Raw genomic sequence first — 20988 nt, forward strand, 5'->3', positions numbered from 1 at the left:
GCCAGCGTGGTCAGTCGGAAATCAGTGGCTTTGCCCATGCCAGGGCACCAGCTTGCGTTGCAGGGCGCGCAGGCCCATCTCCAGGGCGAAGGCGATCAGCGCGATCAGCAGGATGCCCAGTACCACCACGTCGGTAACCAGGAACTGCGCCGCAGACTGCACCATGAAGCCCAGGCCGCTGGTGGCGGCGATCAGCTCGGCGGCCACCAGGGTCGACCAGCCGACACCCAGGCCGATCCGAATGCCGGTGAGGATGTCGGGCAGGGCACTTGGCAGGATCACGTGGCGAATCAATTGCGCCTGGGTAGCGCCCAGCGATTGCGCGGCCCGCAGTTTGGCAGGGTCGACGGTGCGCACGCCGGTGGCGGTGGCGATGGCGATCGGAGCAAAGATCGCCAAGTAGATCAGCAGCACCTTGGACAGCTCGCCGATACCGCACCAGATGACGATCAACGGCAGGTAGGCCAGCGGCGGAATCGGGCGGTAGAACTCGATCAGCGGGTCGAGGATGCCCCGGGCCACGCGGTTGTAGCCGATGGCGATGCCGACCGGGATGGCGGTCAGCGTTGCCGCGACCAGCGCCAGCCCGATGCGGCCCAGGCTTGCGCCCAGGTGCTGCCACAGGCTGGCGTCCATGTAGCCTTGGGTAAGCAGCGTCCACGCCTTGGCCAGGATGTCGGCGGGCGAGGGCAGGAACAAAGGTTCGATCCAGCCAGCGGCAGTGACCAGCCACCACAAGGACAGTAGCAACCCGAGGGTCAGAGCGCTGATCCAGCGGGTTGGCAGTGGCTTGCGGGGCTTGGCCGCTGGCGCGGTACGCTTGGTGGCAACCGGCAGTTCGAGGATGCTCATGCGGATGCCTCCTGGCGGGCCGTTTCACGTTCGGAAAACACTCGCGCCAGCACGTGTTCGCGGGTTTCGATGAAGCGAGGATCGGACTTGATCGCCCGGGCCGATTCGCCAGCCGCGTAGCGCTGGCCAAAGTCCAGTTGCAAGCGTTCGACCACGCGGCCGGGGCTCGGCGCCAGCAAGACGAGTTCGGAGGCCAGGAAGACCGCCTCCTCGATGTCGTGGGTAATCAGGAACACCGGCTTGGCGGTGCGCTGCCATACCTGCAGCAGCAGCTCTTGCATTTGTTCGCGGGTGAAGGCATCCAGGGCGCCGAACGGTTCGTCCATCAGCAGTACCCGAGGGTTTGCCGCCAGCGCCCGGGCCAGCCCCACGCGTTGTTTCTGGCCGCCGGACAACTGCCAGATGTGCCGCTCGCCGAAGCCTTCCAGGTCGACCAGGGCCAGCATCTCGCGAGCTTTGGCCTCGCGCTCCGGGCGAGCGACACCGGCCAGTTCCAGGCCAAAGGCGACGTTGCCCAGCACGTTCTGCCAAGGCAGCAAGGCATCGTCCTGGAACACCACGCCACGCTCGGCGCCAGGGCCTTGCACCGGGACACCATCCAGGGTGATGCGTCCGCCGCTGGGGGCGACGAAGCCGGCGATCAGGTTCAGCAGCGAGGTCTTTCCGCTGCCGGAAGGCCCGAGGGCCACCAGCAGCTGGCGCGGCCCCAGGCTCAGGTTGATGTCGGCCAGCACCGGGGTGGTGGCGCCGGGGTACTGTGCGCTGATGCGCTCCAGCTCAAGCAAGGCCATGACAGCCTCCCGTCGGTTGCAGTCTTAGTTGGGGATGTACTGGGCGCTGACATACGGCGAGTAGTCAGGCAGCACTGCGTCGACCTTGCCTTGCTGCTTGAGGAAGGTGGCCGTGTCAGTGAGGGCCTGGGTCGTCGGCGCGCCAAGCGCACTGGCCTGGTCGGCGGCCAGCGGGTAGACGTTGCCTTGCAGCAGCACAGGGATGTCCGATGGCTTGGCGCCGGACAGCTTGGCCAGCTTGGCGACGTTGTCAGGGTTGGCCAACCAGGCTTTAGGGTCCTTGCGGTAGTCGGCGTAGGCGTCGAGGGTGACCTTGGCGAAGGCCTTGACCACATCAGGGTGCTTGGCGGCGAAGTCCTTGCGCACGATCCACGCGTCGAAGGTCGGTGCGCCTTTCTCGGCCAGCTCGCCGGAGGTGATCAGCACCTTGCCGTTCTCCTTGGCGACGCCCAGGGCCGGGTCCCAAACGTAGGTGGCGTCGATGTCGCCACGTTTCCAGGCGGCGATGATGGCCGGAGGCGCCAGGTTGAGGATCTGTACCTTGGACGGATCGATGTTCCAGCTCTTGAGCGCCGCCAGCAGGCTGTAATGACCGGTCGAGACGAAGGGCACCGCGACCTTCTTGCCGATCAGGTCTTGCGGGGTCTTGATGGTGTCGCGAGCGACCAGCGCTTCGCCCGCGCCGATCTGGGTGGCGATCAGGAACGTCTCGACCGGGAGTTTGCGGGTGGCGGCGGCAGCCAGCGGGCTGGAGCCCAGGTAGCCGATCTGCACATCGCCGCTGGCCACCGCGGTGATCACGTCGGCGCCATTGTCGAATTTGCGCCAGTCGATGCTGGCCTTGCTGGCTTTTTCATAGTCGCCATCGACCTGGGCCACTTTGGCCGGATCGACGGTGGTCTGGTAGGCCACGGTCAGGTCAGCGGCCTGGGCCAACCAGCTGGCGCTGGCGAGGGTCAGGGCGGCGAACAGGCGCAGCGGAGCGTGCGGGATCATGGTTGAACTCCTCGTCAGGCAATCGTGGTGATGGATGGCGAGAAGACTAGATGATCTAAGAAATCAGAAATAAATAACGTTTTGGAATTAGCTTAGGAGCCAAAGGTTTTAACCCTTGTCAAGTGGTCTGGGTGCCGCTGGCGAAACAGGTTTCCGCTGCTAGGCTCTTTTGCCTTTAGAAGAGAGGTGGGCGGCTAGCAGGTTGGCAAACGTTTGCAAATAACCTAAAGGTATGATTTGCGTGGACGATACAACTTTTGGCTGTAAAGGTTCCTACCTTATTCCGCAAAAATCTTAGAAATTCATAAAACGGTCATTTTGGATTTATAGGATTGTCATTATCCTGTAGCCCAGGCGGCGCCTTAGACCAAAGTCTAGAAATGTTTAGTAACCATTGACTAGACAGTCACACTTTGGGACTAAATCGCCAATCCATGGTGAGCACGGCAGAAGACCTGGCCACCTGAGACCTACAAGAATTAGAACGTAGAGGAGCAAAACATGTACAAGTCCAGCCTGGCTCTGGCCGTGGCACTGGGGGTTCTCGCCCAACAAGCAGGCGCTGCCGGTTTCGTAGAGGACAGCAAGCTGTCCCTGAGCTCGCGCACCATGTATTTCAATAACGATAACCGTGCGGGCGGTGCCGATAACCGTGAATCGGGTCAGGGCTTCAAGCTCGACTACAGCTCCGGTTTCACCGAGGGCACCGTAGGCTTTGGTGTCGATGCTCAGGCTCTCTGGGGCATTCACCTGGACGGCGGCCGCGGCAAGCACCCGAATAGCAGCACCTTCTTCCCAAGTGAAACCAACGGTTCTGCGGTGGATCAGTGGGCTCGTTTCGGTGCCAATGCGAAGGCCCGCTTCTCCAAGACCGAAGCGCACTTCGGTAGTGCACTCGCACCTATGCTGCCAATCCTGGTCTCTAACGATGGCCGTCTGCTGCCGCAGACCTTCGAAGGTGGCACCATCACCTCGAAGGAAATTGACAATCTGACCATCAATGCTGGTCAGCTGACTCATGCGATGGGCCGTGCATCTAGCAACCGAACTGGTCTGTCGGTCAGCGGTGCTACCGCAGATAGCAACAAGTTCCGCTACGGTGGTCTGGACTACAAGCTCACGCCTGATCTGACCCTGCAGTACTACTACTCGAATCTGGAAGACTTCTATAAGCAGCACTTCCTGGGTGCCACTCACATCTTCAAGATCTCTGATGATCAGTCATTCAAGACTGACCTGCGCTACTTCGATAGCAGCAGCGATGGTAAGAATGGCGAGGATGATGCCTATGCCTTTGACAACAACAAAGGCTATGCCAAGCACAAAGGTGAGGTGGACAACAAAACCTGGTCCGCGATGTTCACCTACACCCTCGGTTCGCACTCCTTCCTGCTGGGTCATCAGCAGGTCAGTGACGACGGTGCTTTCGTATGGCTGAACCAAGGTTCCGTGCGTGATGGAAACAACCGTCCCGAAGGTGCTGGTGGCTCAAGCTTCTATCTGTTCACCGACAGCATGATCAACCAGTTCGCTCGTGCCGGCGAAAACACCACTTTCGGCCAATACTCCTATGACTTCGCGCGTTTGGGTGTACCGGGCTTGAAGGCTTCCGTCTCGTACCTGCGTGGTACCGATGTTCGTTACGCCTCGGGCAACGGCACCTACAGCGAGTGGGAGCGTGATGCACGGATCGACTATGTGATTCAAGAAGGCACGCTCAAAGGCCTCGGTTTCAGCCTGCGTCAAGGTGTCTACCGTGGGACCAATGGTGACACCGGCGAGTTCACCAAAGACACCGACCAAACTCGCTTCATCGTGAACTACACTTACAGTTTCCTGTAAGTCGTAACCAAAAAAAGAGCCTCGCCTAGTGCGAGGCTTTTTTGTGTCTCAACTTCTGTATTCCACCTGGTTATAAATAAATCAATATTTATTCTTTTTGTTTTGAATCGAATGCAGGCACATTGAATCCCATAAGGCAAACACAGCACAGGAGCCGCAGCCCATGAGTCTCAAACTTGGCGACATCGCCCCCGATTTCGAACAAGCGTCCAGCGAAGGCAATATCCGCTTCCACGAATGGCTCGGCAACAGCTGGGGTGTGCTGTTCTCCCACCCGGCCGATTTCACGCCGGTATGCACCACCGAGTTGGGTCTGACCGCCAAGCTCAAGGACGATTTCGCCAAGCGCGGCGTCAAGGTCATCGCGCTGTCGGTAGACCCAGTCGACTCCCACCACCGTTGGATCGACGACATCAACGAAACCCAGAATACCGTGGTGAATTTCCCGATCATCGCTGACGCCGACCGCAAGGTGTCCGACCTGTACGACCTGATTCACCCCAACGCCAGCGATACCCTCACCGTGCGATCGCTGTTCGTCATCGACCCGAACAAGAAGGTGCGCCTGACCATTACCTATCCGGCCAGTACCGGGCGCAACTTCAACGAAATCCTGCGGGTGATCGACTCGCTGCAGCTCACCGACAACCATAAGGTCGCCACGCCAGGTAACTGGCAGGACGGCGACGACGTGGTGATCGTGCCGTCGCTGAAGGACGAGGACGAGATCAAGCAGCGCTTCCCTAAAGGCTACCGTGCCGTGAAGCCCTATCTGCGTCTGACCCCGCAACCTAATCGTTAAGGATCCTCGTTGCATTGCTCTTAGCCATAGCAGGGATATTCGGGCCGTTTCGACGGCCCTTTTTTATGGCTGCAGGAATGGTGTTCGGGCCGCTGGGTGATAGGCGCGAGAGGTACGGTGATCATGAGAACGAGCGCCGCCCGCGCGGCGCATCGCGAGCAAGGCTCGCTCCTACGTTTGTTTACGGCCAATAACGCCTGTGACAGACGCGCGCGACCGCCTTGTTTGTTCGGCTCGATATCGCGGCGCACGCCAAAGCGGTCGCGCGCATTTCCCGCTGGCATAACTGGCCCGAAACAAACGTAGGAGCGAGCCTTGCTCGCGATGCGCCGCGCGGGCGGCGCTCGATTGACGCATCAATGCAAATGCAAAATGGAATAAACAAATAAAAAAATATGATTTCTAGATATATAAGCCGACTGTTAATGTCTCTCCCCATAGAACTCAAGGAAGCGCTCCAATGCTGGTCGTCTCTATCGGTGGTAGCCCCAGTCCTCGTTCACGCTCTGGCGTGCTGCTCGAGCGTTCGCGCCATTGGCTACAGGAGCGTGGCGTCGAAGTGGTGAACTTCCAGGTGCGTGACTTTCCAGCCGAGGACCTGCTGCATGCGCGTTTCGACAGCCCGCATGTCCAGCACTTCCAGCAGGTGGTCGCCCAGGCCGATGGCCTGATAGTCGCAACCCCGGTGTACAAGGCGTCTTTCGCTGGTGCCCTGAAAACCCTGCTCGACCTGCTGCCCGAGCGCGCCCTGGTGCACAAGATCGTTTTGCCCATCGCTACCGGCGGCAGCATTGCCCATATGCTGGCGGTGGATTACGCACTCAAGCCCGTGCTGTCGGCACTTAAGGCGCAAGAGACCCTGCAAGGGATCTTCGCCGACGACAGCCAGGTCAGTTACGCAGAGGGCAGCAAGCCTGCCCAGCTGACACCCGCGTTGGAAGCGCGGCTGCTGGACTCGCTGGAAACCTTCCACGTTGCCTTGGCCCGTCGGCCGAGCGCCGTGGCCCCTGGCGTACTCAACGAACGCCTGATCAGTGCTCGCTGGAGCATCTGACCCGGCAACACCACTTCACTGCTTTTCCACCTTACTCGCCCGTCAACGAGGCAAGCAGGTGCAACCCGAACCTCATTCGCACAGGAGAGCGCCATGCGCACAGTCTTCTTGCGTCGTGGTCTGGTCGCCCTGTTCGCGGCGGCTGTGTCCTTCGGCGCCATCACTCAGGCCCAGGCTGAAAGCCTGCGTATCGGTTATCAGAAATACGGCACCCTGGTGCTGCTCAAGGCCAAGGGTACGTTGGAAAAGCGCCTGGCCGAGCAAGGCATTCAGGTGCAATGGACCGAATTCCCCGGCGGTCCGCAGCTGCTCGAAGGGTTGAACGTTGGCTCCATTGACTTCGGCGTGACCGGCGAAACGCCACCCGTGTTCGCCCAGGCAGCTGGCGCTGACCTGCTCTATGTCGCCTATGAGCCACCTGCGCCGCACAGCGAAGCGATCCTGGTACCGAAGGGTTCGTCGATCCAGTCGGTCAAGGATCTCAAAGGCAGGAAAGTTGCCCTGAACAAGGGCTCCAACGTTCATTACCTGCTGGTCCGCGCCCTGGAAGACGCCGGCCTCAAGTACAGCGATATCCAGCCGGTCTACCTGCCGCCTGCCGATGCCCGCGCCGCTTTCGAGCGAGGCAGCGTCGATGCCTGGGTGATCTGGGACCCTTACCAGGCCGCCGCCGAGCAGCAGCTGCAGGCACGTACCCTGCGCGACGGCAAAGGCCTGGTCGACAACCACCAGTTCTACCTGGCTACCCGCAATTACGCGACCCAGCACCCGGCGGTGATCAACACGCTGATCGATGAGGTGCGCGGTGTGGGTGAATGGTCCAAGGCCAACCCGCAGCAAGTCACCGAACAGGTAGCGCCGCTGCTTGGCCTACCTGCCGACATCACCCTGACGTCGGTCAAGCGCCAAGGCTACGGTGCCGCGCCGCTGACGCCGGAAGTGGTCGCCGCGCAGCAGAAGATCGCCGACACCTTCCAAGCGCTCAAGCTGATTCCCAAGCCGCTGAGCATCAAGGACGTGATCTGGACACCCCCGGCCAAGGTCGCCAGCGCGCCTTGAACCATTCGCTACGCCGGGGCGCCGCGCCGGCTTGAGCCACCCTTGAGGAGACAACTCCAATGAGCCTTAACATTTTCTGGTTCCTTCCGACCCACGGCGACGGCAAGTACCTGGGTACTTCCGAGGGCGCCCGCGCAGTCGATCATGGCTATTTGCAGCAGATCGCCCAGGCCGCCGACCGCCTTGGCTTTGGTGGTGTGCTGATTCCCACCGGGCGCTCCTGCGAAGACTCCTGGTTGGTCGCGGCATCGCTGATCCCCGTGACTCAACGCCTGAAATTCCTCGTCGCCCTGCGCCCAGGCATCATTTCGCCGACCGTCGCTGCCCGCCAGGCGGCGACCCTCGATCGTCTGTCCAATGGCCGTGCGCTGTTCAACCTGGTTACCGGTGGCGACCCGGACGAGCTGGCCGGTGATGGCCTGCATCTTAACCACCAGGAGCGCTACGAAGCGTCCGTCGAGTTCACCCGCATCTGGCGCAAGGTGCTCGAAGGCGAAGTGGTGGATTACGACGGCAAGCACATTCAGGTCAAGGGCGCCAAACTGCTCTACCCGCCGATCCAGCAGCCGCGTCCGCCGCTGTATTTCGGTGGCTCTTCAGAGGCTGCCCAGGATCTGGCCGCCGAACAGGTCGAGTTGTACCTGACCTGGGGCGAGCCGCCGGCCGCCGTGGCCGAGAAAATCGCCCAGGTGCGTGAGAAGGCCGCGGCGCAGGGCCGGGAAGTACGCTTTGGTATTCGTCTGCACGTAATCGTGCGGGAAACTAACGAGCAAGCCTGGGCCGCCGCCGACAAGCTCATCTCGCACCTGGACGACGACACCATCGCTCGCGCCCAGGCCTCGTTGGCGCGGTTCGATTCGGTCGGCCAGCAACGCATGGCGGCCCTGCACAACGGTAACCGCGACAAGCTGGAAGTCAGCCCCAACCTGTGGGCCGGCGTCGGCCTGGTTCGCGGTGGCGCAGGCACTGCACTGGTGGGCGACGGCCCGACGGTGGCGCAGCGGGTCAAGGAATACGCGGCACTGGGCATCGATACCTTCATCTTCTCGGGCTACCCACACTTGGAAGAGTCCTATCGCGTGGCTGAACTGCTGTTCCCCCACCTGGATGTACAGCGTCCACAGCAACCGAGCAGTGGTGGCTACGTGAGCCCGTTTGGCGAGATGGTGGCTAACGACATCCTGCCCAAATCCGTCGCGCAGAGCTGAGGGCCAGGCCATGAGTCGTGCAACGTCATCCAACTTGCAGCAGCGTCTGGCGCCATGGGCGCTGCCGGTATTGCTCCTGGCCGTCTGGCAACTGGCGGTCAGCGCTGGCTGGCTGTCGACCCGCATCCTGCCGGCCCCGAGCGCGGTGATCAGTGCCGGGGTCGAGCTGGTGCGCAGCGGTGAGATCTGGTCTCACCTGGCCATCAGTGGCTGGCGGGCAGGCCTAGGTTTCTTGATCGGTGGCAGCATCGGCCTGGTGCTGGGCTTCATCACCGGGTTGTCGAACTGGGGCGAGCGCCTGCTCGACAGCTCGGTGCAGATGATTCGAAACGTGCCGCACCTGGCGCTGATTCCACTGGTGATCCTGTGGTTCGGCATCGACGAGTCGGCGAAGATTTTCCTGGTGGCGCTGGGCACGCTGTTCCCCATCTACCTGAACACCTACCACGGCATCCGTAATGTCGACCCGGCATTGGTGGAAATGGCGCGCAGCTACGGCCTGTCAGGCTTCTCGCTGTTCCGTCAGGTGATCCTGCCGGGGGCGCTGCCCTCGATCCTGGTGGGCGTGCGCTTCGCCCTGGGCTTCATGTGGCTGACGTTGATCGTTGCCGAGACCATTTCGGCCAACGCCGGCATCGGTTACCTGGCCATGAATGCCCGTGAGTTTCTGCAAACCGACGTCGTGGTGCTGGCCATCGTCCTGTACGCCGTGCTTGGCAAGCTCGCCGACCTGGCGGCCCGTGGTCTGGAGCGTGTCTGGCTGCGTTGGCACCCGGCCTATCAGCCGGCGAAGAAGGAGGGCGCATGACCGTGCTCAATGAACAGCCGCCACGCCTGCTGCGTGGCATCCCTCTGGCTGCCAACGACCTGCGCAAGACCTTTGGCAAACGTGAAGTGTTGCGTGGCATCGACTTGCACATCCCGGCCGGTCAGTTCGTCGCCATCGTTGGCCGCAGCGGCTGCGGCAAGAGCACCTTGCTGCGTCTGCTGGCCGGTCTCGACAAGCCTACTGCCGGCGAGCTTCTGGCCGGTGCTGCGCCTCTGGCCGAGGCGCGCGAGGAAACCCGGTTGATGTTCCAGGACGCACGCCTGCTGCCCTGGAAGAAGGTGATCGACAACGTCGGCTTGGGCCTGTCGGGCGACTGGCGGACGAAGGCGCTGGATGCCCTGGAGGCGGTCGGCCTGGCCGATCGCGCCAACGAGTGGCCGGCGGCGCTGTCCGGTGGCCAGAAACAGCGCGTGGCCCTGGCCCGTGCCCTGATCCATCAGCCGCGCCTGCTGCTGCTGGATGAGCCGCTCGGTGCGCTGGATGCTCTGACCCGGATCGAAATGCAGCAACTGATCGAACGGCTGTGGCGCCAGCACGGTTTTACCGTGCTGCTGGTTACCCACGATGTCAGCGAAGCGGTTGCCGTTGCCGACCGCGTGATTCTGATCGAGGACGGTGAGGTCGGTCTCGACCTGGTCGTCGACTTGCCAAGGCCCAGGGCGCGTGGCTCGCACCGCCTGGCGGCGTTGGAAAGCGAAGTGCTCGACCGTGTTCTTTCCGTGCCGGGCGCTGCGCCCGAGCCGGACCCTGTAGCCCCTTTGCCCACGCAACTGCGTTGGGCGCACTGAACCCCAGAAGCCAAATAGAAGGAATCAAGTCATGACCATCAAAGCGATCAATGTCCGCAACCAGTTCAAAGGCACTGTGAAAGAAATCCTCGAAGGCCCGGTACTGTCGGAAATCGACGTGCAGACCGCCTCCGGCATCGTCACCTCGGTGATCACCACCCGTTCCGTGAAGGAGCTGGAGCTGCAGGTTGGCAGTGAGGTCATTGCCTTCGTGAAGTCGACCGAAGTGTCCATCGCCAAGTTGTGAGGTTGGCCATCCGGGGCCGCGCAGCGGCCCCAACAATCTCAAACCGGACGCTTGCTCAGAAACGGCGGCAGGTAAAGCCCCAGATACGCCTCGAACACCCGTTTGCCTTCCTCGGCCATGCGTGGGGTAATCGCCTCATGCAACTGCACCGACCGCGCATACACCCGGTCGCTGAGCTCCATGGCCAAGGCGAACACATCCACATCCACAGGCATCACCGGCAACTGGAAGTGCTGGTTGAACAGCTTGTGCATCAGCTCGCCCAACTCCATGTCGTGCTGGCGGTCAGCCTGCACCACTTCACTCAAGCCGTGCTGCGCCAGAATCAACTGGCGGGCAGCGGCGTCTTCGTTGTAGATGGCGAGCATGCGCTCTTCGATCAGCCGTGACAGCTCATGCCAGGTGTTGAATGCCGAGCTGTCGATGGGCGCGCTGAGGGCCTCGCGGAAGGCGCGATGCACATCGGCGGTCAAGGCTTCGAGCAAGGCCGGAACACTGGCGAAGAAGTGGTACACCGACGACGGTGGAATCTGCGCCCGATCGGCCACGCTGTAGATCGACAACCCTGCCACCCCTTGATCGGCCAGTAGCTCGCGTGCCGCTGCCAGGATCGCTTCGATCCTGGCCTGGCTGCTGGCGCGTGGCTTGCGCGGGGTGACGGTACGGGTCATCAGTTGCTGATCGCCAGAATGCTGGCCTGGTAGGCGCCGACGAACAGGTCGAAGTCGCCGACCTCTTGCTGTTCCAGGCGCGCCTGCTCGGCCAGCGACTCGCGGGCTAGGGTTTCGAAAGCCTGCTGGCGCTCGACGGGCAGGGGCTGGTCGCGGAAGGTCTCGGCGTGCAGGCGGCTCTGGCGCAGGGCGAACTTGACGAAAGATTCGTCATGTTCGGTCATGCGCGCCAGTACCTGGGCAGAAGGGGTCAGCGAAGCGTCATCGACCTTGGCCTGCTGGGCACGCAGCGCCTTGGCGTGCTCGTCGCCACCGTTGGCTCGGTCGAGCAGTTCGGCCAGTTGCCCGATACGCTCGATCAGCTCGCTGGCCCATGCCTTGAGGCCGATCGGTTGGCCGTCACGGCGCAGTTCGAGGCCAGGACGGCGGCCTTCCTTGACCACGGTAAGGAAGTTGCTGGTGCACTGGCCGCATTCGCCGTTGTCCAGCTGCGGGCTGTTCTCCAGGGCGCAGAACAGCAGGAACGCGTCGAGGAAACGCGCTTCGGTCAGGTCGATGCCTACCGGCAGGAACGGGTTGATGTCCAGGCAGCGCACCTCGACATACTGCACGCCACGCGAGGTCAGGGCCTGGATCGGCCGCTCGCCGGTGTAGGTCACGCGCTTGGGGCGGATGTTCGAGTAGTACTCGTTCTCGATCTGCAGGATGTTGGTGTTCAGCTGCACCCACTCGCCATCTTTGTGGGTTCCCACTTCGACATAGGGCGGGTAGGGCGTGCCGACGGCCTTGCGTAGGCTGTCGGTGTAGCTCGACAGGTTGTTGTAGCAAGGCGTCAGGCCCGCCTGGGCGTTGCTCTGGTAGCCCAGGTCGCTCATGCGCAGGCTGGTGGCGTAGGGCAGGTACAGGGTCTCGGCGTCCAGCTCTTCGAGCTGGTGCGGGCGACCGCGCAGGAAGCCTTTGTCCAGCGCCGGCGAGGCACCGAACAGGTACATCAGCAGCCAGCTGTAGCGGCGGAAGTTGCGGATCAACGCAATGTAGGCCGAGGACTGGTAGTCGCGGTCGCTCTCCTGACCACCCTCGGCCTCGCGCAGCAGCGGCCAGAGGGCTTCAGGCAGGGAGAAGTTGTAGTGGATGCCGGCGATGCACTGCATGGTGCGGCCGTAGCGCAGGGCCAGGCCCTTGCGATAGACATGCTTGAGCTTGCCGATGTTCGAGGTGCCGTACTCGGCGATCGGAATATCCTCCTCGGCCGGCAACGTGCAGGGCATCGACGGGCTCCACAGGTACTCGTCGCCCAGCTTGCTGTAGACGAAGCGGTGGGTCTGTTCAAGGCTTTCGAGCACCTTGGCCGGGTCGGCCAGTGCCGGGGTGATGAACTCCAGCAGCGACTCGGAATAGTCGGTGGTGATCTGCTCGTTGGTCAGCGCCGAACCCAATGCTTCCGGGTGTGGGGTCTGGGCCAGGCGACCTTCGTCGGTCACGCGCAGGCATTCGCGCTCAATACCGTGCAGGCACTGCTTGAGCAGGGGAAGATTGGCGCCGAGCAGGCTCAGGCGGCGGTTGAGGAGGTCGCTCAAGATGGATTCCTTCACGCGTCAGTCGCCCCAATATGGGGGTAGCGTTGACGGTCTACAAGGGTAGTTGGAAAAGGAACTGGCGTTGTCGCCTGGTTTGCCTGGGTTCTCGGCAGTGCCAGCGCCGACTTGGGACCGCCTCGCGCTGCGAAGCGGCCCTCATCTGCTGCCGAAAATACCGCAGATACTGCTTTGGGAGCTAGAGAACAGCGAAGGTTCCTTGCGCTTTGGCCACCAGCTTGTCGCCTTGGACTACGTCAGCGTCGACAACCAGCGTGCGGCGCCCGGCGTGCAATACGCGGGCGGTGCACAGCACGTCGCCGTCGCTGACGGCGCGCAGGTAGTTGATCTTGCATTCGATGGTCACGCTTTGCTGGTCGAAGCCATGGCTGGCCGAGCAGGCCAGGCCCATGGCGATGTCCACCAGGCTGAAGATCGCCCCACCGTGCAACTTCTGGCCACGGTTGCGCAGGTGCGTTTCGACCGCCAGAGCCACCTCGGCAACACCTGTGTCCAGGCGTTGCAGGCGGCAGCCCAGCAGTTGGCTGAAGGCGCTTTCGACGTATTCGCGAGGAACGTCCATTACTTCTTCTTCAGCTGCTTGGCGTTGGCGAACAATGCCGCCATGGCGTTGTTGGCCGGCGCGGCTGTCGCGGTTTCACGCTGGCGGGGCGCCTGCTGCGAACGGTTGCCGCCGTTGCCGCGGTTGCCGCCCCCACGGTTGCCCTCGACCTTCTCGCCCGGGGTATCGCTCATGCGCATGGACAGGCCGACGCGCTTGCGCGGGATGTCCACTTCCATGACCTTGACCTTGACCACATCGCCGGCCTTGACCGCTTCACGTGGGTCCTTGATGAACTTCTCCGAAAGCGCCGAGATGTGCACCAGGCCATCCTGGTGCACGCCGATGTCGACGAAGGCACCAAAGTTGGTGACGTTGGTGACCACGCCTTCGAGGATCATGCCGGGCTCCAGGTCCTTGAGGTCTTCGACGCCGTCCTGGAAGGTGGCGGTCTTGAACTCGGGGCGTGGGTCGCGGCCGGGCTTGTCCAGTTCCTGCAGAATGTCGGTGACGGTCGGCAGGCCGAAGGTTTCATCGGTGAACTTCTTCGGGTCGAGGCGCTTGAGGAAGGCGCTGTCGCCGATCAGCGAGCGAATGTCGCGGCCGGTGTCGGCGGCGATGCGTTGCACCAGCGGATAGGCCTCCGGGTGAACCGCGGAGGCATCCAGCGGGTTGTCGCCGTTCATCACCCGTAGGAAGCCGGCGGCCTGCTCGAAGGTTTTTTCGCCCAGGCGGCTGACTTTCTTCAGCGCGGCACGCGTGGCGAACGGGCCATTGGCGTCGCGGTGGGCGACGATGTTCTGCGCCAGCGTGGCGTTCAGGCCGGAGATGCGGGTCAACAGCGCAACGGAAGCCGTGTTGACGTCCACGCCCACGGCGTTCACGCAGTCCTCGACCACGGCGTCCAGGCCGCGAGCCAGCTTCACCTGCGACACGTCGTGCTGGTACTGGCCGACACCGATGGATTTCGGGTCGATCTTGACCAGTTCGGCCAGCGGGTCCTGCAGGCGGCGGGCGATCGACACGGCGCCACGGATCGACACGTCCAGGTCCGGGAATTCGCGGGCAGCCAGTTCCGATGCCGAATACACCGAAGCGCCGGCCTCGGAGACCATGATCTTGGTGATCTTCAGGGCGGGGTACTTTTTCACCAGCTCGGCCACCAGCTTGTCGCTCTCGCGGCTGGCGGTGCCGTTGCCGATGGCGATCAGTTCCACCGAATGCTTGGCGCACAGGGCGGCCATGATGGAAATGGTGCGGTCCCAGTCATTCTTCGGTGCGTGCGGGTACACGGTGGTGTGGTCCAGCAGCTTGCCGGTGGCGTCGACCACGGCGATCTTGCAGCCGGTGCGCAGGCCCGGGTCGAAGCCCAGGGTAGCGCGTGGGCCAGCTGGGGCGGCCAGCAGCAGGTCATGCAGGTTGTGGGCGAAGACGTTGATCGCCTCGCCTTCGGCGTTGTCGCGCAGCTCGCCGAACAGGTCGGTTTCCAGGTGGGTGTACAGCTTTACCTTCCAGGTCCAGCGCACCACCTCGCCCAGCCACTTGTCGGCCGGGCGGTTGCGGTTCTCGATGCCGACGTGGTTGCCGATCATCAGTTCGCACGGGTGCAGGGTGCCGGGCAGCTCTTCGCCGACTTTCAGCGAGGCGCTGAGCACACCTTCGTTACGGCCACGGAAGATGGCCAGGGCGCGGTGCGACGGAGCGTTGCGCAGCAACTCGTCGTGGGCGAAGTAATCGCGGAACTTGGCGCCTTCCTCTTCCTTGCCGGCCACCACGCGTGCACTGAGCACCGCTTCCTGCTTGAGGAAGTTGCGCAGCTTGTCGAGCAGGGCGGCGTCTTCGGCGAAGCGCTCCATCAGGATGTACTTGGCGCCTTCCAAAGCGGCCTTGACGTCGGCGACGCCCTTGTCGGCGTTGACGAAGCGCGCGGCCTCGGTTTCCGGCGTCAGCTGCGGGTCGTTGAACAGGCCGTCGGCCAGCTCGCCCAGGCCGGCTTCCAGGGCGATCTGGCCCTTGGTGCGGCGTTTTTGCTTGTAGGGGAGGTAGAGGTCTTCGAGGCGGGTCTTGGTGTCGGCGAGCTTGATCTCGCGGGCCAGTTCCGGGGTCAGCTTGCCCTGTTCCTCGATGCTGGCCAGGATGCTGGCGCGGCGCTCGTCGAGCTCGCGCAGGTAACGCAGGCGCTCTTCCAGGTGGCGCAATTGCGTGTCGTCCAGGCTGCCGGTCACTTCCTTGCGGTAACGGGCGATGAAGGGCACGGTTGAGCCTTCGTCCAACAGGCCCACGGCCGCTTCGACCTGCTGGGGGCGTACGCCCAGTTCCTCGGCGATACGGCTGTTGATGCTGTCCATGTAAACCACCTGACAAATGTGAATGCTGGGGGCCGCGGTGGGGCTCAAGGCCCGGCGACACAGGGTGAAAGCCGCGCATTATACCCATCGGGGACGGCTTGCGGTGATGGCGCCCAGCCACTGCTGCGCGGCCAGGAAGTGGCACCATGGGAAAAATCTGCTAACAATGCTCACGGCACGCGCAGCAATGGCTACGCCATAATGCACGGCGATATCAGAGGAGTTATTCATGACCGGCACTGCAAACAACGCTGAAGGCGAAAAAATTCTCATCGTCGATGACGATCCAGGGCTGAGCAGCCTGCTGGAACGTTTCTTCACCAGCAAGGGCTACCGCGCCCGTGCAGTGCCCAACACCGAACAGATGGATCGGCTGCTGTCGCGTGAAGTGTTCAACCTGGTGGTGCTGGACCTGATGATGCCTGGCGAAGACGGCCTTTCCGCGTGCAAACGGCTGCGCCAGTCCAACAACCAGATCCCCATCATCATGCTCACCGCCAAGGGCGACGAGCTCAGCCGTATCAAGGGGCTGGAGCTGGGGGCTGACGACTACCTGGGCAAGCCGTTCAACCCGGACGAGCTGATGGCGCGGGTCAAGGCCGTGTTGCGTCGCCAGGCGCCAAGCGTGCCGGGTGCGCCGGGCAGCGAGGACGAGTCGGTCACCTTCGGCGACTACGAGCTGTCGCTGGCCACCCGCGAACTCAAGCGTGGCGATGAAGTGCACATGCTCACCACCGGCGAGTTCGCAGTGCTCAAGGCCCTGGTCATGCATGCCCGCGAGCCGCTGACCCGCGACAAACTGATGAACCTGGCCCGTGGTCGCGAGTGGGACGCGTTGGAGCGCTCCATCGACGTGCAGATCTCGCGCCTGCGCCGCATGATCGAGCCGGACCCGTCCAAGCCGCGCTACATCCAGACGGTCTGGGGTGTGGGCTATGTCTTCGTGCCGGACGGAAACGCCGGCAAATGATGGTCGGCCTGCTGGCTTGCCAGGACGCGACAGGGCGACCCGAACGGATCGCCCTGTTTTCGTCTGCGCCGGTCGGCGTTGTTGGCGAGCCAGTCTCGCGTCTGTGCAGTAGTTGTCCTCGATGAAAACGCCTCTCTGGTTTCCGCAAAGTTTCTTCGCCCGCACCCTGTGGCTGGTGCTGATCGTCGTCCTGTTCTCCAAGGCGCTGACCCTGGTCTACCTGCTGATGAACGAGGACGTGCTGGTCGACCGCCAGTACAGCCACGGCGTGGCACTCACCCTGCGGGCCTATTGGGCTGCGGATGAAGAAAACCGCGACAAGATCGCCGAAGCGGCAGGGCTTATCCGGGTCACGGGTTCCGGGGTGCCCGAGGGTGAGCAGCACTGGCCTTACAGCGAAATCTATCAGCGGCAGATGCAGGCCGAGTTGGGCGAGGACACCGAAGTTCGCCTGCGCGTGCATGCGCCGCCGGCCTTGTGGGTCAATGCGCCTAGCCTGGGGCCTGGCTGGCTCAAGGTGCCGCTGTACCCGCACCCGCTGCGCGGGCAGAAAATCTGGAACGTGCTGGGCTGGTTCCTGGCCATCGGCCTGTTGTCCACCGCATCGGCGTGGATCTTCGTACGGCAGCTGAACCAGCCACTCAAGCGCCTGGTGTTTGCGGCTCGCCAACTGGGCCAGGGCCGCAGCGTGCGCCTGCCGATCAGCGATACGCCCAGCGAGATGACCGAGGTATACCGCGCATTCAACCAGATGGCCGAGGATGTGGAGCAGGCCGGTCGCGAGCGCGAGCTGATGCTGGCAGGGGTATCGCACGACCTGCGCACACCGCTCACGCGCCTGCGCCTGTCGTTGTCGCTGATGGCCAACGACAGCGAGCTGACCGACGACATGGTCCGCGACATCGAGGACATGGACGCTATTCTCGACCAGTTCCTGGCCTTCATTCGGGATGGCCGTGACGAGCCGGTGGAGGAAGTGGACCTGGCGGACCTGGTGCGCGAGGTGGTTGCGCCCTACAACCAGCCCGAGGAGCGAGTGCGCCTGTGCCTGGAGCCGATTCCACCGTTCCCGCTGCGCCGGGTTTCGCTCAAGCGCATGCTCGGCAACCTGATTGGCAATGCGTTGCACCATGCCGGCAAAGGCGTCGAGGTGGCGGCTTACGTGTCGGGTGATGAAAGCGCGCCGTACGTGGTGCTCAGCGTGCTGGACCGTGGGGCAGGGATCGACGAATCGGAGCTTGAGAACATCTTCAACCCGTTCATCCGCGGTGACCGTGCCCGGGGCGGCAAGGGCACCGGGTTGGGCTTGGCGATCGTCAAGCGGATCGCGGCGCAGCACGGCGGAAATGTGGAACTGCGCAACCGGTCTGGCGGCGGGATCGAGGCGCGGGTGCGTCTGCCGTTGGGGCTGTTGCTGCCGCGTAATGCCGTCTGATCCTTCAGGGCTGTGCCGGTCTCTGCGCGGGTAGACCCGCGCCTATAGGGACTGCGCAGTGCCTGAGCGCTGCGCTGTAGCTGTGGGAGCGACTCTAGCCGCAAAATAGGCCGGCGCCATCACCCTCATCCCTTACCTTTGGTTCGGGTCTGATTCGGCCCGCCATTTTTCTCCAGATGCTCGATGATCATCCCGGCCACGTTCTTGCCGGTGGTCACCTCGATGCCTTCAAGCCCTGGCGATGAGTTCACCTCCATCACCAGCGGCCCGTGGTTGGAGCGCAGGATGTCCACCCCGGCTACGCTCAGCCCCATGACCTTGGCGGCGCGAATGGCGGTCATGCGCTCTTCAGGGGTGATCTTGATCAAGCTGGCGACGCCACCTCGGTGCAGGTTGGAGCGGAACTCGCCCGGCTTGGCCTGGCGCTTCATCGAGGCGATCACCTTGTCACCAACCACGAAGCAACGGATATCCGCGCCACCGGCCTCCTTGATGTATTCTTGAACCATAATGTTCTGCTTCAGGCCCATGAACGCCTCGATCACCGACTCGGCCGCCTTGGTGGTCTCGCACAACACCACGCCAATGCCCTGGGTACCTTCGAGCACCTTGATCACCAACGGGGCACCATTGACCATCTGGATCAGGTCGGGAATGTCATCCGGCGAGTGGGCGAATCCGGTGATCGGCAAACCGATGCCACGGCGTGACAGCAACTGCAATGAACGCAGCTTGTCCCGCGAGCGGGCGATAGCGACCGACTCGTTGAGTGGGTAGACACCCATCATCTCGAACTGGCGCAACACTGCGCAGCCGTAGAATGTCACGGAGGCACCGATGCGCGGAATGACCGCGTCGAAGCCTTCCAGTGGCTTGCCGCGGTAGTGGATCTGCGGCTTGTGGCTGGCGATGTTCATATAGGCCCGCAAGGTATCGATCACTACCATTTCATGGCCCCGCTGGGTACCGGCCTCGACCAGGCGGCGGGTGGAATACAGACGCGGATTGCGCGACAGCACAGCGATCTTCATGCAGCACCTGTGACAGTGGAGAGAGTGGCCGGGAAGGCCGGTTTGTCTTGAACGTATTTAAGGCCCGGGTTGACCACCAGTTGGCCATGGATGAGTGCCTTGGACCCCAGCAGCAGTCGGTAACGCATGTTCTTGCGGCAGGCCAGGGTGAATTCGACCTCCCACACACCATCGCCCAGGGCCAGCGATGTGCGGATCACGTAGCGGGTCTGGGCCTGGCCGTTGGAGCTCTTGATGGTTTTCATGGTCACCAGCGGCGCCTCGCAGCGACGGTGACGCAGTTGCACCACCGAACCCAGGTGAGCGGTGAAGCGCACCCACGGCTGGCCATCGCGCTCGAAGGGTTCGATGTCGGTGGCATGCAGGCTGGACGTGCTGGCGCCGGTGTCGATCTTGGCGCGCAAGCCTGCGACGCCGAGGTCGGGCAGGGCGACCCACTCGCGCAGGCCGATCACTGTCAGATGGTCAAATGTCTTCACTAAGCACACCCTGCGAATGAGGTGGTGAACTGTAAGCACGGCGCGGACTTTTTGCATCCGTTAGTGAAGGTAGTACAGTTCGATGAAAGACAGAATTTGAGGTATCGGGATGGCTCAGAAGCCGGAAGACGACGACAAAGTACGCCTCGACAAATGGCTGTGGGCAGCGCGCTTCTACAAGACCCGCGCCCTGGCCAAGGCGGCTATCGAGAGTGGCAAGGTGCATTGCCGGGGCGAGCGCTGCAAGCCTGGCAAGGAGCCACGGGTGGGGGACGAATTCGTGCTGCGGACCGGCTTCGATGAACGCACGGTGGTAGTCAAGGCGCTATCGGTGGTGCGCCGTGGCGCGCCAGAGGCGCAGACCTTGTACGAGGAGACCGAGGATAGCGTGCGGCGCCGGGAGCAGGCCGCCGAGATGCGCAAGGCAGGGGCGATGGGCGTAACCACCGATGGCCGGCCGAACAAGAAGCAGCGGCGTCAGATTCACCAACTGCACGGCAGTTTCGAGTAGTTGGGATGCCTTGCGCCCTATCGCTTTCAAGCCAGCCCCCACGATGATTGTTGCAGGAGCCGGCTTGTCGGCGATGGCAGTGGGGCAACGCTCAGGCGGCTAACGAAGGATCGCTAATCGCCCGACAAACGGTACCCGCCCCAGCAACCCGAACAACGGTTCTGTCCAACGCACCAGTGCTTCGCTTGCCTTGGCCGCCAGCGGCGTGTGGCAGCTCCAGCCCAACGCCAGCACCGCCATCAGCAGGCCGCCGATGTAATCGTCCTGGCCCCAATGCGCGCCCGCGACAAGGCGCGGCATCATGAACAGAAACGCCAGACCCCAGATCACCAGGTGCTGAATCAGGCGGCGGCTGAACAAACTCATGAACAGCGCCCAGATCAACAGCACCGAGGCATGGTCGCCAGGGAAACTGTTGCTGGAGCGGTCTTTGAGCTCCCACTTGGCTTCGAGGTTGGGGTAGTAATCCTTCAGGTGCACGGCGTCGTCGAACATCATCGACGGACTGTCGTGTTGCCAGCCCATTGCATCCACCCACTTGGAAAACAGCGCGCGAATCACCACTAAGAGCAACAGGGTGACCAGGAAGCCGAAAAACGCCTGGCGCACCTGACAGGCTTTGAACACCCAGTCGCCACGGATGAGCAGGGCTAGCAGGATCAGACCCACGACGATGTCGAAGGGCCGTAGGCTGCCGACGGTCCAGGTGTAACGCCAGAGGGTGTGATCGGCCAGCGGTGAGTTCAGGCTATGGAATAGCCATTCGTCGACTGTCAGACACAAGATCTGGCCAATGGGCCATAACCAGAAACACAGTAGGGCGATAGGCAGCAAAGTGCAGGCTGCCAAGGGGCCCCAGGACCACCTTGCTTGGAACAGTGGTCGATTGTCCATAAAATACCTCTATTGCCAACAGGAAACGGAGCGGCCTTTTGAGCG

21 protein-coding genes are annotated in these 20988 nt (G+C 62.6%); 11 read left to right on the top strand and 10 right to left on the bottom strand.

Annotated features, from left to right (window positions below; genetic code table 11):
- Positions 1–21: 21 nt before the first annotated feature.
- The 3 genes from tauC to tauA are packed head-to-tail and all read right to left on the bottom strand — an operon-like array spanning position 22 to position 2639.
- Positions 22–852, bottom strand: coding sequence for a taurine ABC transporter permease TauC (gene tauC / locus C4Q26_RS12800; protein WP_023382909.1), 831 nt, complete (start codon positions 850–852; stop codon positions 22–24).
- Positions 849–1643 carry a taurine ABC transporter ATP-binding subunit gene (tauB, locus tag C4Q26_RS12805; protein ID WP_104883139.1) on the bottom strand — a complete coding sequence of 265 codons (795 nt, stop codon included), beginning with the start codon at positions 1641–1643 and terminating at the stop codon, positions 849–851. The genes tauC and tauB overlap by 4 nt, the downstream gene beginning before the upstream one ends.
- Positions 1644–1667: 24 nt before the next feature.
- Positions 1668–2639, bottom strand: a complete 972-nt coding sequence (tauA, locus tag C4Q26_RS12810) for a taurine ABC transporter substrate-binding protein (RefSeq protein ID WP_023382907.1) — start codon at positions 2637–2639, stop codon at positions 1668–1670.
- Between the two features lie 501 nt (positions 2640–3140).
- Between tauA and C4Q26_RS12815 the strand changes: the two genes are divergently transcribed.
- From C4Q26_RS12815 to C4Q26_RS12850, 8 genes are all read left to right on the top strand, one after another.
- Positions 3141–4481 carry an OprD family porin gene (locus C4Q26_RS12815; RefSeq protein ID WP_104883140.1) on the top strand — a complete coding sequence of 447 codons (1341 nt, stop codon included), beginning with the start codon at positions 3141–3143 and terminating at the stop codon, positions 4479–4481.
- Positions 4482–4644: 163 nt separating this feature from the next.
- Positions 4645–5283 carry a peroxiredoxin gene (locus tag C4Q26_RS12820; RefSeq protein ID WP_023382905.1) on the top strand — a complete coding sequence of 213 codons (639 nt, stop codon included), beginning with the start codon at positions 4645–4647 and terminating at the stop codon, positions 5281–5283.
- A gap of 460 nt (positions 5284–5743) precedes the next feature.
- Positions 5744–6337, top strand: coding sequence for an NADPH-dependent FMN reductase (gene ssuE / locus C4Q26_RS12825; protein ID WP_023382904.1), 594 nt, complete (start codon positions 5744–5746; stop codon positions 6335–6337).
- A 93-nt stretch (positions 6338–6430) separates the two neighbouring features.
- Positions 6431–7396 (top strand): sulfonate ABC transporter substrate-binding protein, encoded by a 966-nt coding sequence (locus C4Q26_RS12830; RefSeq protein ID WP_023382903.1) that lies wholly within the window; start codon positions 6431–6433, stop codon positions 7394–7396.
- Between the two features lie 59 nt (positions 7397–7455).
- On the top strand, positions 7456–8604 hold the full coding sequence (gene ssuD / locus C4Q26_RS12835; RefSeq protein ID WP_027907224.1) for an FMNH2-dependent alkanesulfonate monooxygenase: 1149 nt from the start codon (positions 7456–7458) through the stop codon (positions 8602–8604).
- Positions 8605–8614: 10 nt separating this feature from the next.
- Positions 8615–9412: an aliphatic sulfonate ABC transporter permease SsuC gene (ssuC, locus tag C4Q26_RS12840; RefSeq protein ID WP_027907225.1), complete on the top strand. Its 798-nt coding sequence runs from the start codon at positions 8615–8617 to the stop codon at positions 9410–9412.
- Positions 9409–10221 (top strand): aliphatic sulfonates ABC transporter ATP-binding protein, encoded by an 813-nt coding sequence (ssuB, locus tag C4Q26_RS12845; RefSeq protein ID WP_023382900.1) that lies wholly within the window; start codon positions 9409–9411, stop codon positions 10219–10221. Before ssuC ends, ssuB begins: the two co-directional genes overlap by 4 nt.
- A gap of 31 nt (positions 10222–10252) precedes the next feature.
- Positions 10253–10468 carry a molybdopterin-binding protein gene (locus C4Q26_RS12850; RefSeq protein ID WP_008095172.1) on the top strand — a complete coding sequence of 72 codons (216 nt, stop codon included), beginning with the start codon at positions 10253–10255 and terminating at the stop codon, positions 10466–10468.
- Between the two features lie 38 nt (positions 10469–10506).
- On the opposite strand, the gene C4Q26_RS12855 is transcribed toward C4Q26_RS12850, so the two are convergent.
- The 4 genes from C4Q26_RS12855 to C4Q26_RS12870 all read right to left on the bottom strand — a co-directional run bounded on the left by C4Q26_RS12855 (position 10507) and on the right by C4Q26_RS12870 (position 15623).
- Positions 10507–11139 carry a TetR/AcrR family transcriptional regulator gene (locus C4Q26_RS12855; protein WP_023382899.1) on the bottom strand — a complete coding sequence of 211 codons (633 nt, stop codon included), beginning with the start codon at positions 11137–11139 and terminating at the stop codon, positions 10507–10509.
- Positions 11139–12716: a glutamate--cysteine ligase gene (gene gshA, locus C4Q26_RS12860; RefSeq protein ID WP_023382898.1), complete on the bottom strand. Its 1578-nt coding sequence runs from the start codon at positions 12714–12716 to the stop codon at positions 11139–11141. Before gshA ends, C4Q26_RS12855 begins: the two co-directional genes overlap by 1 nt.
- A 196-nt stretch (positions 12717–12912) precedes the next feature.
- The gene (locus C4Q26_RS12865; RefSeq protein ID WP_023382897.1) at positions 12913–13296 is read right to left on the bottom strand and encodes a PaaI family thioesterase; all 384 of its coding nucleotides are present in this window, start codon (positions 13294–13296) and stop codon (positions 12913–12915) included.
- A complete protein-coding gene (locus tag C4Q26_RS12870; protein ID WP_023382896.1) occupies positions 13296–15623 on the bottom strand; it encodes a Tex family protein in 2328 nt (775 codons plus the stop codon). Before C4Q26_RS12870 ends, C4Q26_RS12865 begins: the two co-directional genes overlap by 1 nt.
- 229 nt (positions 15624–15852) lie before the next feature.
- Between C4Q26_RS12870 and ompR the strand changes: the two genes are divergently transcribed.
- Together ompR and C4Q26_RS12880 are read left to right on the top strand one after the other, a co-directional pair.
- Positions 15853–16593 (top strand): two-component system response regulator OmpR, encoded by a 741-nt coding sequence (gene ompR, locus C4Q26_RS12875; protein WP_023382895.1) that lies wholly within the window; start codon positions 15853–15855, stop codon positions 16591–16593.
- A 121-nt stretch (positions 16594–16714) separates the two neighbouring features.
- Entirely contained in the window at positions 16715–18028 is a 1314-nt protein-coding gene (locus C4Q26_RS12880) for an ATP-binding protein (RefSeq protein ID WP_104881093.1), read from the top strand.
- A 125-nt stretch (positions 18029–18153) separates the two neighbouring features.
- Here the strand turns inward: C4Q26_RS12880 and rimK are convergent, their stop codons facing one another.
- Positions 18154–19059 carry a 30S ribosomal protein S6--L-glutamate ligase gene (gene rimK, locus C4Q26_RS12885; protein ID WP_015268602.1) on the bottom strand — a complete coding sequence of 302 codons (906 nt, stop codon included), beginning with the start codon at positions 19057–19059 and terminating at the stop codon, positions 18154–18156.
- Positions 19056–19538, bottom strand: a complete 483-nt coding sequence (locus C4Q26_RS12890; protein ID WP_023382893.1) for an ATP-dependent zinc protease — start codon at positions 19536–19538, stop codon at positions 19056–19058. Before C4Q26_RS12890 ends, rimK begins: the two co-directional genes overlap by 4 nt.
- 109 nt (positions 19539–19647) lie before the next feature.
- On the opposite strand from C4Q26_RS12890, the gene C4Q26_RS12895 reads away from it, so the two are divergent.
- A complete protein-coding gene (locus C4Q26_RS12895; RefSeq protein ID WP_023382892.1) occupies positions 19648–20049 on the top strand; it encodes an RNA-binding S4 domain-containing protein in 402 nt (133 codons plus the stop codon).
- 99 nt (positions 20050–20148) lie between these two features.
- On the opposite strand, the gene C4Q26_RS12900 is transcribed toward C4Q26_RS12895, so the two are convergent.
- The gene (locus C4Q26_RS12900) at positions 20149–20943 is read right to left on the bottom strand and encodes a phosphatase PAP2 family protein (protein WP_023382891.1); all 795 of its coding nucleotides are present in this window, start codon (positions 20941–20943) and stop codon (positions 20149–20151) included.
- Between the last annotated feature and the right edge of the window lie 45 nt (positions 20944–20988).

Origin of the sequence: Pseudomonas sp. SWI44, assembly GCF_002947915.1 — a bacterium.
In the GTDB taxonomy this organism is placed as follows: Bacteria; Pseudomonadota; Gammaproteobacteria; order Pseudomonadales; family Pseudomonadaceae; genus Aquipseudomonas; species Aquipseudomonas taiwanensis.

Bases quoted from the DNA above. Each gene is read 5' to 3' on its own strand.
- tauC (WP_023382909.1), bottom strand. From the start codon at position 852: ATGAGCATCCTCGAACTGCCGGTTGCCACCAAGCGTACCGCGCCAGCG.
- tauB (WP_104883139.1), bottom strand. From the start codon at position 1,643: ATGGCCTTGCTTGAGCTGGAGCGCATCAGCGCACAGTACCCCGGCGCC.
- tauA (WP_023382907.1), bottom strand. From the start codon at position 2,639: ATGATCCCGCACGCTCCGCTGCGCCTGTTCGCCGCCCTGACCCTCGCC.
- C4Q26_RS12815 (WP_104883140.1), top strand. From the start codon at position 3,141: ATGTACAAGTCCAGCCTGGCTCTGGCCGTGGCACTGGGGGTTCTCGCC.
- C4Q26_RS12820 (WP_023382905.1), top strand. From the start codon at position 4,645: ATGAGTCTCAAACTTGGCGACATCGCCCCCGATTTCGAACAAGCGTCC.
- ssuE (WP_023382904.1), top strand. From the start codon at position 5,744: ATGCTGGTCGTCTCTATCGGTGGTAGCCCCAGTCCTCGTTCACGCTCT.
- C4Q26_RS12830 (WP_023382903.1), top strand. From the start codon at position 6,431: ATGCGCACAGTCTTCTTGCGTCGTGGTCTGGTCGCCCTGTTCGCGGCG.
- ssuD (WP_027907224.1), top strand. From the start codon at position 7,456: ATGAGCCTTAACATTTTCTGGTTCCTTCCGACCCACGGCGACGGCAAG.
- ssuC (WP_027907225.1), top strand. From the start codon at position 8,615: ATGAGTCGTGCAACGTCATCCAACTTGCAGCAGCGTCTGGCGCCATGG.
- ssuB (WP_023382900.1), top strand. From the start codon at position 9,409: ATGACCGTGCTCAATGAACAGCCGCCACGCCTGCTGCGTGGCATCCCT.
- C4Q26_RS12850 (WP_008095172.1), top strand. From the start codon at position 10,253: ATGACCATCAAAGCGATCAATGTCCGCAACCAGTTCAAAGGCACTGTG.
- C4Q26_RS12855 (WP_023382899.1), bottom strand. From the start codon at position 11,139: ATGACCCGTACCGTCACCCCGCGCAAGCCACGCGCCAGCAGCCAGGCC.
- C4Q26_RS12865 (WP_023382897.1), bottom strand. From the start codon at position 13,296: ATGGACGTTCCTCGCGAATACGTCGAAAGCGCCTTCAGCCAACTGCTG.
- C4Q26_RS12870 (WP_023382896.1), bottom strand. From the start codon at position 15,623: ATGGACAGCATCAACAGCCGTATCGCCGAGGAACTGGGCGTACGCCCC.
- ompR (WP_023382895.1), top strand. From the start codon at position 15,853: ATGACCGGCACTGCAAACAACGCTGAAGGCGAAAAAATTCTCATCGTC.
- C4Q26_RS12880 (WP_104881093.1), top strand. From the start codon at position 16,715: ATGAAAACGCCTCTCTGGTTTCCGCAAAGTTTCTTCGCCCGCACCCTG.
- rimK (WP_015268602.1), bottom strand. From the start codon at position 19,059: ATGAAGATCGCTGTGCTGTCGCGCAATCCGCGTCTGTATTCCACCCGC.
- C4Q26_RS12895 (WP_023382892.1), top strand. From the start codon at position 19,648: ATGGCTCAGAAGCCGGAAGACGACGACAAAGTACGCCTCGACAAATGG.
- C4Q26_RS12900 (WP_023382891.1), bottom strand. From the start codon at position 20,943: ATGGACAATCGACCACTGTTCCAAGCAAGGTGGTCCTGGGGCCCCTTG.